The organism is Subsaximicrobium wynnwilliamsii, from assembly GCF_007997225.1.
In the GTDB taxonomy this organism is placed as follows: Bacteria; Bacteroidota; Bacteroidia; order Flavobacteriales; family Flavobacteriaceae; genus Psychroserpens; species Psychroserpens wynnwilliamsii.
In genome coordinates, this window is sequence record NZ_VORM01000032.1 from 34,031 (window position 1) to 49,142 (window position 15,112).

General features: G+C 36.2%; 14 protein-coding genes. All 14 read left to right on the forward strand.

What is annotated here, in order from left to right:
• Positions 1 to 20: 20 nt before the first annotated feature.
• The 14 genes from ESY88_RS18560 to ESY88_RS18625 all read left to right on the forward strand — a co-directional run bounded on the left by ESY88_RS18560 (position 21) and on the right by ESY88_RS18625 (position 15,067).
• Positions 21 to 1,136 (forward strand): glycosyltransferase family protein, encoded by a 1,116-nt coding sequence (locus ESY88_RS18560; protein ID WP_147086417.1) that lies wholly within the window; start codon positions 21 to 23, stop codon positions 1,134 to 1,136.
• Positions 1,133 to 2,395 carry a glycosyltransferase family protein gene (locus tag ESY88_RS18565; protein WP_147086418.1) on the forward strand — a complete coding sequence of 421 codons (1,263 nt, stop codon included), beginning with the start codon at positions 1,133 to 1,135 and terminating at the stop codon, positions 2,393 to 2,395. Before ESY88_RS18560 ends, ESY88_RS18565 begins: the two co-directional genes overlap by 4 nt.
• A complete protein-coding gene (locus ESY88_RS18570) occupies positions 2,388 to 3,557 on the forward strand; it encodes a glycosyltransferase family 4 protein (protein WP_147086419.1) in 1,170 nt (389 codons plus the stop codon). Before ESY88_RS18565 ends, ESY88_RS18570 begins: the two co-directional genes overlap by 8 nt.
• 1 nt (position 3,558) lies before the next feature.
• Positions 3,559 to 4,662, forward strand: a complete 1,104-nt coding sequence (locus tag ESY88_RS18575; RefSeq protein WP_147086420.1) for a DegT/DnrJ/EryC1/StrS family aminotransferase — start codon at positions 3,559 to 3,561, stop codon at positions 4,660 to 4,662.
• Positions 4,655 to 5,290, forward strand: coding sequence for an LbetaH domain-containing protein (locus ESY88_RS18580; protein WP_147086421.1), 636 nt, complete (start codon positions 4,655 to 4,657; stop codon positions 5,288 to 5,290). The genes ESY88_RS18575 and ESY88_RS18580 overlap by 8 nt, the downstream gene beginning before the upstream one ends.
• A gap of 5 nt (positions 5,291 to 5,295) precedes the next feature.
• Complete coding sequence (locus tag ESY88_RS18585) at positions 5,296 to 6,429, forward strand: glycosyltransferase family 4 protein (protein WP_147086422.1); 1,134 nt, start codon at positions 5,296 to 5,298, stop codon at positions 6,427 to 6,429.
• Positions 6,430 to 6,437: 8 nt separating this feature from the next.
• Positions 6,438 to 7,727: a hypothetical protein gene (locus ESY88_RS18590; protein WP_147086423.1), complete on the forward strand. Its 1,290-nt coding sequence runs from the start codon at positions 6,438 to 6,440 to the stop codon at positions 7,725 to 7,727.
• Positions 7,717 to 8,859, forward strand: coding sequence for a glycosyltransferase (locus ESY88_RS18595; RefSeq protein WP_147086424.1), 1,143 nt, complete (start codon positions 7,717 to 7,719; stop codon positions 8,857 to 8,859). The genes ESY88_RS18590 and ESY88_RS18595 overlap by 11 nt, the downstream gene beginning before the upstream one ends.
• Positions 8,860 to 9,028: 169 nt before the next feature.
• Positions 9,029 to 9,970 (forward strand): UDP-glucuronic acid decarboxylase family protein, encoded by a 942-nt coding sequence (locus ESY88_RS18600; protein ID WP_147086425.1) that lies wholly within the window; start codon positions 9,029 to 9,031, stop codon positions 9,968 to 9,970.
• A gap of 53 nt (positions 9,971 to 10,023) precedes the next feature.
• Positions 10,024 to 11,970, forward strand: a complete 1,947-nt coding sequence (locus tag ESY88_RS18605) for an alpha-ketoacid dehydrogenase subunit alpha/beta (RefSeq protein WP_147086426.1) — start codon at positions 10,024 to 10,026, stop codon at positions 11,968 to 11,970.
• A complete protein-coding gene (locus ESY88_RS18610; protein ID WP_147086427.1) occupies positions 11,967 to 13,283 on the forward strand; it encodes a 2-oxo acid dehydrogenase subunit E2 in 1,317 nt (438 codons plus the stop codon). The genes ESY88_RS18605 and ESY88_RS18610 overlap by 4 nt, the downstream gene beginning before the upstream one ends.
• Positions 13,283 to 14,017, forward strand: coding sequence for a holo-ACP synthase (locus tag ESY88_RS18615; RefSeq protein ID WP_147086428.1), 735 nt, complete (start codon positions 13,283 to 13,285; stop codon positions 14,015 to 14,017). The genes ESY88_RS18610 and ESY88_RS18615 overlap by 1 nt, the downstream gene beginning before the upstream one ends.
• Before the next feature lie 13 nt (positions 14,018 to 14,030).
• A complete protein-coding gene (locus tag ESY88_RS18620; protein ID WP_147086429.1) occupies positions 14,031 to 14,579 on the forward strand; it encodes a WcaF family extracellular polysaccharide biosynthesis acetyltransferase in 549 nt (182 codons plus the stop codon).
• Complete coding sequence (locus ESY88_RS18625) at positions 14,576 to 15,067, forward strand: glycosyltransferase (RefSeq protein WP_147129053.1); 492 nt, start codon at positions 14,576 to 14,578, stop codon at positions 15,065 to 15,067. Before ESY88_RS18620 ends, ESY88_RS18625 begins: the two co-directional genes overlap by 4 nt.
• Positions 15,068 to 15,112: the final 45 nt, after the last annotated feature.

A 15,112-nucleotide genomic window follows, 5' to 3' on the forward strand; every position in this document is an offset into this window, starting at 1 on the left:
TAGTAAAGGAATTTGAATTTTTGAAAGAACATTATAAATGCACTGTTGTGTGTTTTGAGCACGAAGATTGGAGCTTAGAACCTTCCAACGCTATTAAGAATCGCAATCCAGACGTAGAATTTATTAGCATTGATAGGCATAAAAGCTTACTGCAGACACTATTTGCAAAAGTGTGCCATAAGGTGGCCATTATTCTTAATCCATTTTTTAAATCTAATATAAAAATTGCTGCTTTTGCTAGCAATGACAAAACTCCTCAATTGCGTTTAGCATTGAAATACAGCATAAAAACAGAAGAGTTGCATACAGTTATTGCTCACAATTTAGGTGCGTTTTATCCTGCCATGGTACTTGCAAAGAAGTCGAATGCTAAACTGCAATTGGATATTGAAGATTATCATCCTGGGGAAGAACTTTATTTTAACAAAAAGTACGAGTTGCAAAACAGATTATTAATTATGCAGGAGACTTTCAATAGAGCGCATACTATAAGCTATGCTTCGGAAGGCATAAAACTAAAAAGCGAATCAGTATTTAAGTTAAAATCCCATACCAAACGCGCTGTGATTATTAATGCGTTTAGAGCTACCGACTTTTCGAAACCAATTGAGAAAAACACAAGTTTGAACTTTGTTTGGTTCTCCCAAAATATCAGCCACAAGAGAGGTTTAGAAGAGGTGTTTAGGTTAGCTAAGGAATATAAGCACATTAATGTGCATTTAATAGGCAAAGCTAATGAAGGTTTTATAGAAGCCATGCAACCTTCAGAAAATGTGATAATCCATAAACCCATGCATCAAGATAAACTGCATCGGTTCTTATCGACGATGGATATTGGTTTAGCACTTGAAAATAAAGATGGTGATGGGAATAGAAATATATGTTTAACCAATAAGTTTTTGGCTTACGCTCAAGCGGGACTTTATATTTTTGCAACCGATACCTTTGGGCAAAAACATTTTTTAGAGCAAATTGGTAATCAATTTGGTGTCATAATAGAAACGTCACTAAAAGCCACTTTAATGCAATTTGATGAGCAGGTTTTGGATCATAAAAACAAAATAGATCGTTGGGAAGTCGCAAAAAACTTTTCTTGGGAAAAACAAAGTGAACGCTTATTAGTGGCAATGAAATGAAAAACGTTTTAATCATATATCCTCATTGGCACCCAGCAAATTTAGCAGGAGTTCATAGGCCACGATTGATAGGTAATTTTTTGCCTGAATTTGGTTGGCATCCTATAATTCTTACGGTTAAAGAAGCGTTTTTTGAGGAAACACCAGATATTGATTTTAAAAAGACATTTAGAGATCATTTTGAAGTGCATCGCGTTAATGCTGCGCCATTAAGCAAATTCAGGGTGATAGGTGATATTGGAATTCGTTCGTTCTGGCAACTCTATCAAGGGGCAAAAAAGATTATTACTGAAAAAGAAATCGATTTTATTTGGATTCCTGTGCCTTCTTATTATCCGGCCTTACTAGGGAGATTGCTTTATTCAAAATACAAAATTCCTTATGGGATTGATTATATCGATCCTTGGGTAAGGGATATGAAAAATTATCCAAGTTCTGGGATAAGACAGCGTTTGGCGTTAGCAATTGCGAAATTTTTAGAGCCTATAGCTGTTAAGAAAGCAAGTTTAATTAGTGGTGTCGCCAAAGCTTATTACCAAGACGTGCTGAACCGAAATGACCGCGATGGAGAAAAAATTGATGTGGCAATGCCTTACGGTTTTGATCCTAAGGATCATGAAATTGAACTAGATATTGAAACTCCATGGAGCGGAGAAAGAGAGATCATACCGTATATTTATGCTGGCGCATTTTTGCCAAATTCGGTATCCTTTTTCCATAAGTTTTTTGCAGCTATAAAAAAATTTAGAGATCGTGATAAGTGGAATTCTAAGATAAAACTTTATTTTATTGGTACAGGCTTGTATCCAGGCACTACTATTCAAGAAATTGCTAATGGTTATGGACTTAAGGACGTAGTCGTTGAAAAGAAAGAGCGTTTGCCATTTTTAAATATTCTCTATTTTTTAAGTCAGGCAAAAGGTGTTTTGGCCATTGGAAGTCCTTCGCCGCATTATACTGCATCAAAAATTTTTCAATCTGTTTTAAGTAAACGACCTGTATTTGCTTTTTTTCATGAAAAAAGTACTGTTGTTGGGATCCTAAACGAAGCTAATGCCGATCAATTTTTGATGACTTATAGCGAAAATGATTCTGAAACAGATTTGGATGTACGACTAGAGACAATATTAGAGAACTATTTCCTGAAAGATGTTGATTGGCAAGTAAATTTAGAAGCATTAAATAAGTATAGTGCAAAAGCTTCAGCACAGGTTTTAGTTGAGGGATTTAATAAAGTTTTGAAGAATAATAATGCATAAAATACTCTTTTTACAATCCCATCCCATCCAATACCATTCGCCTCTGTACGATAAATTGGAGCAAAATGAATTGGTGGAATTTAAGATCTATTATTGCTCTGACTATGGATTGTCTCAAGATGGTAAACGCTTTCATCCAGAGTTTGGTGAATTGCCAAATTGGGATGTTGATTTAGTTAATGGACATACCTATGAGATTTTAAAAAATAGCGCTTTAAAAAAAGGTATTTTTAATGGTTTTTTTGGATTGATGAATTTTGGTATTTATGCTAAGTTAAAAAGTGATAGACCTGATGTTTTAGTAATCAATGGCTGGAACTATTTCACCATGATTTGGGCTGTTTTTTGTTGTAAATTTTTGAAAGTAAAAGTATATGCTAGAGGCGATAATTCTATAGATGGAGATAAACAGCTGTCGAATTTGAAGCTTATCATGAAACATTTTTTATATGGGAAATTGCTGTTTCCCTTATTTACTAAAATAGGTTATGTAGGTAAAAAAAATAAGGAGTTTTTTGAATCGTATGGAGTAAAATATGCAAAATTAATTAATCTTCCACATGCTATTGACAATGAGCGATTTATAAAATATTATGAGCGACATAGAAATAATAAAATAGAAATACGCCGTCAATTAGGAATATCAAGTGCGTTCAATGTTTTATTTATCGGAAGACTTCATCAAGAGAAGCGAATTTTTGATTTAATTGAAGCTGTTGGGAAAATTCCTGAGAAAGTACAATTAACCATAATAGGTGATGGCAAATTGCAGGATAAAGTAAGGCAAGCTTGTGAGGCTTATCCTAACCATACTTTTAATTTGATTGGATTTCAAAATCAAGAAGAATTATTAGAGTATTACATTACAGGCGATCTTATGGTGTTACCAAGTCAATTGGAAACTTGGGGGTTAGTTGTAAATGAGGCGATGAATTTTGATTTGCCTATTATTTTATCAGATACAGTGGGATGTGCGGAAGATTTATGTCAAGAGAAGAATGGATACATTTACAAAATGGGAGACGTAAATAGTTTAAGTTCACATATTGATTATCTAACTAAAAACTCTAACATTGCAAAAAAAATGGGAGTTAAGAGCGGGGAAATTGTAAAAGATTATTCCTATGAATCAATAATTAAAAATTTAATACAATCCTTATAAAATGAATCAATTTATACCAATATCGCAACCGTCTATTACTCAGAAAGAAATAGATTATGTTAATGACGCAGTAACTTCTACGTGGATTTCTAGTCTTGGCAAATATATTGATCGTTTTGAAGCCGAGTTTGCAGCTTTTTGCGGATCAAGATATGCCATTTGTGTATCAAATGGCACAGTTGCCATTCAGTTAGCTTTAACAGCTTATGGCATAGGAGAGGGTGACGAGGTTATCATGCCGAATTTGTCGTTTATCGCAACTGCAAATGCAACTTTGCATTGTGGAGCCAAACCGGTATTTGCAGATATAGACCCTAGTAATTTGTGTCTAGATCCTAATGCTATTGAAGCTTTGATTACGCCTAAAACGAAAGCGATCATGCCAGTGCATTTATATGGGCATCCAGCACAAATGGATGCGATCCTAAAAATAGCTAATAAACATGGGCTTTGGGTCATAGAAGATGCAGCCGAAGCTCATGGCGCCACTGTCAACGGGAAGCGTGTTGGGTCGTGGGGCAATTGCGCTACTTTTAGTTTCTACGGAAACAAAAACCTGACCACTGGAGAAGGTGGGATGATTACCACCGATGATGAAGATTTTTATAACCGTTGTCGGCATTTGAGAGATCATGCCATGAGCAAGGAAAAGAGGTATTGGCATACAGCACCTGGTTTTAATTTTAGAATGACTAATATCCAGGCAGCGATAGGTTGTGCGCAACTGGAACGCGTTGCAGATTTTATGGCCAAACGTCAATTGATTTTTGATTGGTATAAAACATATTTAGGAGATTTTAAAGGCGTTAGCCTAAATAATACAGATGCTTGGGCTACAAATGCCTATTGGCTCATTTGTTTAGAAAATAAGAGCTGGAATTTAGAAAGCCGAGATGCATTTATGGTAGAGTTGAAGAAAAGAGGTGTAGACTCCAGGCCTTATTTTTATCCAATGTCGCAAATGCCTTACATAAACGAATTCCCAGATACTCCGGTTACGAATCAAATTTATCAACAAGGCATCAACCTGCCAACCTATTTTGATTTAAAAGAAGAACAAGTTAAGTTTATTTGTGAAATTTTGAGACAGTTGTTAGATGATTAAGTTAGTAAAGCAACTTGTCGAATCATTTATCCGGAATATTGGTGGTGTGTTTGGTATTAAGTTGAGATATCTTTATTATAAACATCAGTTTAAAACTTGTGGGTCTAAAATAATTATAGAGCCAGGTGTATTTTTTGAAAATGCAGAATTTATGGTTTTCGGCAGTAACATTTGGATTGATAAAAATGTTATTCTGGTTGGAGGTGCTTTCAATTCAACAGGTAGAAATTTTTCTCAAAAGGGAAAAACTTTAGTCAAATGGGGAGAATTAAATATTTCAGATGGCGTGCATATTGCTCCTTTTACTTTAATACAAGCGCATGGTGGCGTGAAAATAGGTAAGAATGTTACAGTTGCATCAGGATCTAAAATCTACAGTTTATCCCATCATTATAAAAATCTGGAGAACTTAAAGGATACAAAACGTTATTCATTTTCTTCCATGGCAAACTTAGAAGATCAATATATGATTATTGGCAATGTCATTGTTGGAGATTATGCTGCTATCGGTTTGAACTCAGTTATTCTGCCTGGATCCTATATTCCAAATGGTACATGGGTTAGCGTGATGAGCACTGTTAATAGTAGTGATCAGATGCTGTCAAATTCAGTATTTAAAAGTAATTAATTGAAATGAAAAAAATACTTTATTTATCTCCAGGATGTTTTGATAAAGGAGGTATAAGTCGCTACAATCGTTATCAAATAAGAGCTATCCGTGAAATTTCAGGTAAAAATAATGTAAGAGTATATTCCTTATTGGGACCAAAAGCAGGAGATTTTGAAGAGCAATTTAAAGTGACATGGCATGGTTGGGGAGCAACAACTCCAAGTAAGTTAGCGTTTACTTTAAAAGTATTATTTGCACTCCTATTTTGGAAACCAGATATTATTTGGTTAGGTCATATCAACCTTACCGAAATATTAGTGCGTTTCAATTTATTTACCAAGGTTAAGAGTGTTTTAAATATCTATGGCTTAGAAGTCTGGAGTGGGTTGAGACCAAATGTAGAGAGGGGTTTCAAAAAAGTAACTCACGTCATATCCGATTGTCATTTCACAGCCAAATATGCCGAAGATGAAGGATTTAGGCCAAGAGGCACAGTGGAAGTGATTTGGGATTGTGTGGATTTAGAAAAGTTTACAGCTGAAGGAGCAGCAGATAATAACTTTTATGAACATTATAAGCTGCCAAATCCTATTGAGCATCCTTGGATATTGAGTCTAGGACGATTGTCTTTTACGGCCGCTCACAAGGGTTATGAGCGATTGATTGAAGTGTTCGCTAAGGTTGTTAAAGGAGATGCCAGGTCGGTATTGGTTTTTGCTGGTAAGGGAGATATGATTGATTTCTTGAAAAAGTTAGCGGAAAAGTATAATGTTTTGAATCGTGTCTATTTTTCTGGGATGGTACATGAAGAGGATCTTCCTAAATTTTATAGAGCTTCAAGAGTTTTTAGCTTAGTTTCAGATCGAGGTAAAGGAAGAGGAGAAGGTATACCATTAACGCCTTTAGAAGCCATGGCTTGTGGGTCCCCCATAATTGTGGGCAATCAAGATGGCTCGCAAGAGGCTATTTTTGAAAGCAAAAACGGTTACTGTATCTCACCACATGATTTAGACGGTCATGCAAAAGCCATTAGTGCTATTTTGAATAACCAAGACGAGTTTGAGCACAAATCTAAATCGGCAATTACTATCGCTCATCAGTACTTTTCTTTCCAAGAATTCAAAAGTAAACATCAAACATTTTTGCTTAAGATTTAAGCTTTTATATGACAGAAGCGCTATTAATAATTCTTTTCTTTTTTTTTCTGTATCGCTTGATAAAGAATATAGGCAAGTCCTTTCCTCTCTTTGATCTGGTTATCGTGCTTTATTTATTACAATATGGGATTGCACCGTTGTTGGAATATAACATTGATCCCTTAAACTCGATGTCTATAAGTAAGGAAGAATACATTAGCTTTGCCACGTTTTCTTGCTTAGCCTTTATCATAGGGTTGTTTTCAGTGAAAAATAAATTCAAAAAATTAGAGATTACGGTCTCCAGCGAATTAGCATCAAATCTAGGACGCGCTTTTCTACTTATTGCTCTATTTGGTAATCTCGCAGTATTTTTTCTTCCATATTCGTTGAGGGCGATACTTACTTTTTTTGTGATCCTAAAGTCACCCGGCGTTTTTTGTTTGATATACTCAGATAAAAAATTAGATAAAATTATTATTGCGCTCATTTTTTTACAAACAGCCATCTCGTCCATACTAAATGCAATGCTAATTGAATTTATAGTATTTACGGTGTTTTTTGCAATGTTCTATAGTCTGAGATATGAGGTTTCAACCAAATTAAAATATACGATTATAGCTATTGGTATATTGTTTTTATCTGTTTATCAAGGGGTAAAACAGGAATATAGGGAAAATACATGGGAGGAAGAAATAGGTTGGCAAGGTAAAGTAGCAATTCTCACTGATCTTATTTCGATAGATTCCTTTACGGCCGCGTTTGATTCTGATTTAGACAATAATGAATCCATAGTTCAAACTGTACATCGTCTCAATCAAGGTTGGCAAACGTCGATGGTCGTTAATCACGTTCCAAAATATGTTGACTTTGAAAATGGAAGTGCTCTAAAAGATGACATTTTGTCGTCAATTATGCCTCGATTTTTAATGCCTAATAAGCGTGTCGTAAATGACTATGAACGTTATAACCATTATACAGGATATATCTTAAATGATCAAACATCAATGTCTGTTGGCGTTATTGGTGATTTTTATTTAAACTTTGGCTTTAATGGGACTTTAGTTTCCATGTTTGTCTTTGGGTTTTTTATGGCTAAAGTATGTTTATGGTTTTATAAAAAATATATTGTAAAAAACCCTATAGATCTTGTGTGGCTTCCTTTTATTTTTAGCTATTTCATACGACCGGGCAACGAGTTTTATATGGTTTTAAATCATCTAATTAAAGCCTTTATAATTTTCTTTTTAGTACGTAAATTTTTATACCCGTACATCTATAAACGGTTAGCCCTTAAATCTTCGCGCCTTGCATCGTAAAAAAATTTTAATTACCATAGACTGGTTTCTCCCTGGCACGAAATCTGGAGGCCCAGTACGTTCTTACGCTAATTTAATCGAACATCTCAATGAAGGGTTCGAGTTTTATATCGTCACCCGAAATACCGATTTTGGTTCAACCGAATCTTATGAAAGCATTACCCCAAATGTATGGACACGCTTTAATGCCTATACCCAGGTGTTTTATTGTTCAGCAGACTATCTAAGTAAAACGCATCTAAAAACACTTTTCGAAACCACCGAATTTGATTTCGCCTACATCAATGGCATCTACAGTTGGTATTTTTCCATTCTACCAGTAATGTTACTAAAAAAGAGCAATAAGCCAATCATTGTCTCTGCAAGAGGGATGCTGAACCCACAAGCCTTTTCAGTAAAACCGTTCAAAAAGAAACTTTTCATTAACATTGCAAAAGGGTTCCGCTTCTATACAAAGATTCAATTTCACGCCACCAATACAGAGGAAGCGATTTATATTAAGCAAATCATCGGGAGTTCAACAAACGTAAAGGTGGCACCTAACTTACCTAGAGCGGTAAACACATCAGCTAAGCCGAAAGTTTCAAAGCAGCATCCAGTCCGCTTCGTGAACTTGGCGCGGGTGTCTATAGAGAAAGGCACCTTGACCATGCTCAATGCCCTGAGGCATGTCAAAGCATCCTTGATTCTTGATCTATTCGGTCCCATCTATGATACTGCCTATTGGGAAAAATGTCAAACGGTGATCGCAGCATTGCCCGACAGCATTGAGGTTAATTACAAAGGCGTTCTGGATAGTGAAGAAGTGCCAGAGCTATTGCGTGGATATGATTTCTTTGTGCTGCTTTCAGAAGGCGAGAATTTTGGGCATGCCATTTTAGAAGCGCTGTCTGCGGGCATACCAGTTTTGATATCCGATCAGACTCCTTGGCGCAATTTGACGAGTCAATCGGTTGGCTGGGATCTCAATTTAAACGACGAAGAGACTATCATTCGCGCATTTGAGACCGCAATTACTATGAATGATGAGAATTACACAAAGTGGTCTCAAGCGGCATTTCATTACGCCAAGGAAGTTATCGAAAACCCTAAAGTACTGGAACAAAATAAAGCCTTATTTTTGAACGCTTAAACTAGCAGGATGGACGGAAGACTTAAGACTTATGGACGAAGGACGTTTGACCTTCATTTTTTATAGAACCAATTGTAAAAGTGAAACATATTTATTCTTTCGTCCTAAGTCATGCAGTCGTTCGTAATAGGACGTTCAACGGATACGCATTAAAAAACATAAAATAGATATGAAACGCATATTAATTACAGGAGGCGCAGGATTTGTAGGCTCACATTTATGTGAACGCTTGCTCAATGAAGGGAATGAAGTCATTTGTTTGGACAACTACTTCACCGGGAGCAAGAAAAACATTGAGCATTTGATGGATAACAAATATTTTGAGTTGGTGCGGCATGATGTCATCAATCCTTATATGATAGAGGTCGATGAGATCTATAATATGGCTTGTCCAGCTTCTCCAGTACATTACCAATACAATCCCATAAAAACAATTAAGACTTCCGTCATGGGTGCCATTAATATGTTGGGTTTGGCAAAACGTGTCAATGCTAAAATATTACAGGCTTCTACTAGTGAGGTCTATGGCGATCCCGCAGTGCACCCGCAACCTGAAACCTATTGGGGCAATGTGAACCCTATTGGTTTGCGTTCTTGTTATGATGAAGGCAAACGCTGTGCAGAAACCTTGTTTATGGATTACCACATTCAGAACGACGTCAAAATAAAGATCATCAGAATCTTTAATACCTACGGCCCAAACATGAATCCCCATGATGGCCGTGTGGTCTCTAATTTTATCGTGCAAGCATTAGAAGGCAAGGACATTACCATTTTTGGAGATGGCAACCAAACCCGAAGCTTTCAATATGTAGATGATTTGGTCGAAGGCAGCATTAGAATGATGAACAGCAGAGATGGCTTTGTGGGCCCGGTAAATATTGGCAACCCTACCGAATTTACCATGCTGGAACTGGCTGAAAAGATTATCGAGTTAACCAATTCTAAATCCAAGTTGGTTTACATGCCATTACCACAAGACGACCCCTTACAACGTCAACCTGTAATAGATTTAGCTAAAAAGGAACTCAATGGATGGGAGCCAAAAGTGCAATTGGATGAAGGCTTGAGGAAAACCATTACTTATTTTGACGAACTATTGCAAAATTGATTTAATGAATTTTGAATTTCTAAAAGACATTTAAATTAGAATTACTAAAACCTATGGAAAAAAACACGATAAGTCATAAACTCATAAAAACCTTGATTCGCATTCGGAATGTTGAACAAACTTTTCTCGATTTATTCAGTCAAGGGCATCTAAATGGTACCGTTCATACTTGTATTGGTCAAGAACTGAGTGCGCTCGCTTTTGCTGGCCAATTAAAAAAAACAGATTTTGTCTTTTCAAATCACCGATGTCACGGACATTTTATCGCCTACACTAACGAATGGAAACCTTTAATGTTGGAATTATTAGGAAAAAAAGATGGTGTTTGTGGTGGCGTTGGAAGTAGCCAACACTTACAACTATATAACTTCTTTTCAAATGGGATCCAAGGGGGTATCATGCCCATGGCGGCGGGTTTTGCTTTGGGGAATAAGTTGAAACAGAATGATGCTATTGGCGTGGTTTATATTGGTGATGGTACTTTGGGAGAAGGTGTTGTTTATGAAACATTGAACTTTATAAGCAAAAAGGAAATCCCAGTGATCGTAGTTTGCGAAAACAATAAATACGCACAATCCACTCCAATCGAATATAATCTTGCCGGCTCAATTGAGTTACGAGCGAAGGCTTTTGGCATCGAGTTTAGAAATTCATCCACATCGGGAGAAACCGCGAATATCATTGATGAGGCGAAGGCTTCCATTGATTGGGTAAGAGCCAATAAGAAGCCAATATTTCATTTGGTCGATACTTACCGGCTCAAAGCTCATTCAAAGGGTGATGACGATCGAGATCAATCTGAAATTGAAACTAACGCAAAAAATGATTTTTTAAATATTCTTGCGGAAAATGATCCAGAATATTTCAAAAAAGAAAATGATAAAATACAGGCTGAGATCGATAAATTTATCGAAACGGCCTTAACGGAAGACGAGTTGTCTATTGAAGACTACAACTATGCTGAACAAGAAGAAAAGTACAGGGAAGATGTAGAATTTTCTCCCTACGAAACCAAAAAAGGGCGTTTAGTGCAAAAAATGAATGCGTCATTCAAAAAACTGTTGGAAGACAAAAAAGTTATTTTTATAGGTGAGGATATTATGGATCCTTATGGCGGGGCGTTTAAAGTATCCAAAGGACTTAGCGATACGTTTCCAGAACAAGTGATTGGCACATCTATTTCTGAAGGATTGATTGCTGGCGTTTCCAATGGTTTGGCCCTAAATGGGTTTAAGCCTTTTGCCGAATTCATGTTTGGCGATTTTACGGCCTTGGCCTTTGATCAAATGATTAATCACGCTTCCAAGATCTATAATATGTATAACAAAAAGGTAACCTGCCCTGTGGTTTTTCGAACCCCTATGGGTGGTGGTCGTGGATACGGACCCACCCATAGCCAAAGTATAGAAAAACATTATATCGGGATGGATGCATTTGAGATTTGTGCCTCCAATAGGTATTTGGATCCTGATATTATATTGAATTATCTCTACGAGCGAAAACATCCGTCGCTGTTGATAGAGAATAAAGTGGATTATGCTAAAAACAGCACAATAAGCTTGCCCAATGGTTATGAGATGCTGCAGTCGATTGAAGCATTGCCTTCAATCCTAATAAGGCCAACTTCAGACCATGCAAAAACCACCATTATCACTTATGGAGGTTCTGCAGATGTTGTGATCAACAATATAGAAAATTACTTTTATGAATACGATAATTTGGTGCAGGTGTTGCTTTTAACCAAGATCGATCCAATCCCAAAACGTTTATTAAAAACAGTTTTGCAAAACGCAAGTTCTGTTCTATTTGTTGAAGAAGGGAATTCTGGAGGTACCGTGGGCGATTATTTTATTTCCTATTTGGCTCAAAATTTTAACAATCTAAATTTAAAGGCAATCGCTTCAGAAAGAATAAGTATTCCAAGTGCAAAATCATTGGAAGATACAGTACTGATAAATAAAGCTAATATCTACAGTAACCTAAATGGCGTTGATGCATGAATAAATTAATTGAAACAATAAAAACACAGGTTGATTCTGTAAATGATGACAGTGTAATTGTAACGCAGATTTTGGTTACAGATGGTCAGCAGGTTTTTGAGGATGATGTTTTGGCGGAAATTGAAACATCCAAGGCCCAATTGGAAATTATTTCGAGCAGTGAAGGATATATCAAAATTTTATGCCTAGTAGATCAAGAAGTCATGATTGGTGAGACGCTTTTTGAAATATTTGCTGAAGAGATCCCGGAAGACGAATTAAATATAATGAAAGTCTCTGTAAAAAATGCTGAAAGTGATTCCGTCGAATCAAACTCAGAAAGGCAAGTGGAGATTTTAGAATTTGAAACCCAGTTTTCTAAAAAGGCAAAAGCTCGTATTGAACGTGAAAATATAAATGTTGCGGATTTCAAATCGATGCAGTTTGTCACAATTAACGATATTGAAAATTTCCTAAACCCTAATACGAAACGTCAAAACAACAATCGACAATTTGAAATAGTACAAGTATCAAAGCAGAAAAGTGACAATCGCTCCAAGACTGTTGTCTTAGGGAAACAGAAACTCAATGAAATGAATTACTTGAGTTCTGTTAATTCAAGTGGTTTGGTTTCTCGGCTTAGCATTCCTATTGAAGCCAGTTTAAAGGCTATTGTAAAGTCCCAAAATTTTATCAGTTCTACACCATTGCCCGTTATTGTTTATGAGGTCTCTAGGTTGCTGACTAAATATCCCAATCTTAATTCCTATTTTGAAAGCAACAGCAAGATTGAACATCAAAGCATTAATGTTGGCGTGGCGTTAGATAACGGAACCAATGGTTTAAAAGTTGGGAGTATTTTAAAATGTGACGATAAAAACCTCCATGATATAGAGGAAAACATAACAGATTTATCATTAAAGTATAACAATAACAATCTAAGCTTAGAAGAAATTAGTGCCGCCACTTTTACTATAACCGATTTGTTCGCCACTGGTGTCTCAAATTTTCACCCATTGGTAAATTATAACAACGCAGCTATATTGGGTATTTGCGGATTGGTAAATAATGCATTCAATATAGAGCTTGCCTTTGATCATCGTATTTCTAACGGTTTGGAAGTCTCTAAGTTTTTAAACGATCTCAAAATGAGATTGGAAACTAGATTCAATCAAGGTCAGTATGATAAAAATTTAACAGCGTTAGAAGACATCGAATGTTATAAATGTTTGAGAACCGCTGCCGACGATCTTAATGGGAAAATTTATTTTATAAAGGTTGCAAATTCTAAAGAGGAAGGTCAAATTTGTTCTAATTGTTTTAATGGGTTCTAATGGAAGAAAAAATCAAAAGCTTATATACCAAATTATCCAATCAGTCTATTGAGAATAGCGACAGTGTGATTTCTACCGATGTTTTTTCATCGGTATTATTAGACCGCTTTACTGCTGAATTATCTAAACTTGGCGTTACTTGGGATAAAGAACCAACGTCAATCAACATGCTTATTGGCAATGCAGCTCGTCCTGTAGTAGCTACAAGTGTTTCTATGGAGAACACTGTGAAAAAAGAAAATTCAAAAACTTTGGCTATTGGCACAGATATCCAAAAGCTCGATAAATTTCCGAAGGTAAAAGATTTTTGGGAAGAACCTTTTTATACAGATACCTTTAGTGCAACTGAAATTGGCTATTGTTTGAAAAAATCAAATCCAATCGAGTCATTTGCCGGCATCTTCGCGGCTAAAGAGGCAGTGTTTAAGGCAACAGGTATAGCTCGGCAAGACGTTATTATAAATCATACAGATAAAGGCATGCCCGTGTGTGACTACGCGTCTATTTCTATTTCACATGATGGCGATTATGCGGTTGCGACAGCATTTATAGGTAATCAAACAATAGTTTCAGTAAGCGATGATGAAAATAGAAGTATTGAAACAATTAAACCAAGTGTCGCCAATATTCCCAAACAAACATCCCATTCGAATAGATTATTGTGGAGTTTATGCTTCATATTAATTGTAGGTTATATCATATACAAAGAGTTTTTAGAAGCGCTCATTTTTTAATTGGTTTTATTTTATGGAAATAGATTTATCTAAATACAACAATTCTTGGTATCATCCAGGCTCAAAATTGAAACTGGGCTTATGGTATATCACTAATATTTTATTTTTTAGAAGTTCATTGGTTCCCTTTTCTTCTTTTAAAGGGAGTTTGCTGAAATTATTTGGTGCTAAAATAGGAAACAAAGTAGTGATTAAACCTCGGGTCAACATCAAATATCCCTGGTTTTTGGAAATAGGTGAGAATACATGGGTAGGTGAGGATGTCTGGATTGATAATGTGGCAAAGGTTACTATAGGCAAGAACGTTTGCTTGTCTCAAGGCGCCATGATTTTATGCGGAAGTCATGATTACACCAAAACATCTTTTGATTTAATGATTGCGCCTATAACTTTGGAAGATGGTGTCTGGATTGGTGCACAAGCCATTGTGCCATTAGGGATTACCTGTAAAAGCCATTCTATTTTATCACTAAAATCTGTAGCCACTAAAAATTTGGAACCTTATTATATTTATCAAGGTAATCCTGCAAAAGAGATTAGGCTGCGAACCATTACAGCATGAAAGTTTCCATAATAACAGCAACTTATGATAGTGAACTAACGCTTCCCGATTGCATGGCCTCTGTACTGAGTCAAAGCCATGAAGATATTGAATATGTCATTATTGATGGGGATTCTAAGGACGGCACACTTGGATTTATTGAATCAAAAGCCAAAGCACACGCCAATATCGTTTATGCGTCCGAACCCGACAAGGGTATTTACGATGCGCTTAACAAAGGCATTCAAATGGCAACCGGGGATGTTATAGGGTTCGTGCATTCCGACGATTATTTGGCAGATCCCAAGGTCATTGAAAACATTGTGACCGCATTTGAACAACATAAAGCCGATGGCGTTTATGGCGACTTGCATTACGTGTCCTTCGAAGATCCTCAGAAACTGATTCGCAACTGGAAAAGTCAGGTTGGAGTGTCTACATTTGCTGTGACGAATTTATCTAGTCCGAAAACTATAACTTTGTATTATGAGAAGAAATTTCGACAATGAATTTAAAACAACTGTGGTAGAATTGCTGCAGGCAGGTAAAAGTGT

Coding starts and splice junctions, on each gene's coding strand:
- ESY88_RS18565 (WP_147086418.1), top strand. CDS start 1,133: ATGAAAAACGTTTTAATCATATATCCTCATTGGCACCCAGCAAATTTA.
- ESY88_RS18610 (WP_147086427.1), top strand. CDS start 11,967: ATGAATAAATTAATTGAAACAATAAAAACACAGGTTGATTCTGTAAAT.
- ESY88_RS18570 (WP_147086419.1), top strand. CDS start 2,388: ATGCATAAAATACTCTTTTTACAATCCCATCCCATCCAATACCATTCG.
- ESY88_RS18590 (WP_147086423.1), top strand. CDS start 6,438: ATGACAGAAGCGCTATTAATAATTCTTTTCTTTTTTTTTCTGTATCGC.
- ESY88_RS18580 (WP_147086421.1), top strand. CDS start 4,655: ATGATTAAGTTAGTAAAGCAACTTGTCGAATCATTTATCCGGAATATT.
- ESY88_RS18620 (WP_147086429.1), top strand. CDS start 14,031: ATGGAAATAGATTTATCTAAATACAACAATTCTTGGTATCATCCAGGC.
- ESY88_RS18575 (WP_147086420.1), top strand. CDS start 3,559: ATGAATCAATTTATACCAATATCGCAACCGTCTATTACTCAGAAAGAA.
- ESY88_RS18615 (WP_147086428.1), top strand. CDS start 13,283: ATGGAAGAAAAAATCAAAAGCTTATATACCAAATTATCCAATCAGTCT.
- ESY88_RS18585 (WP_147086422.1), top strand. CDS start 5,296: ATGAAAAAAATACTTTATTTATCTCCAGGATGTTTTGATAAAGGAGGT.
- ESY88_RS18605 (WP_147086426.1), top strand. CDS start 10,024: ATGGAAAAAAACACGATAAGTCATAAACTCATAAAAACCTTGATTCGC.
- ESY88_RS18600 (WP_147086425.1), top strand. CDS start 9,029: ATGAAACGCATATTAATTACAGGAGGCGCAGGATTTGTAGGCTCACAT.
- ESY88_RS18625 (WP_147129053.1), top strand. CDS start 14,576: ATGAAAGTTTCCATAATAACAGCAACTTATGATAGTGAACTAACGCTT.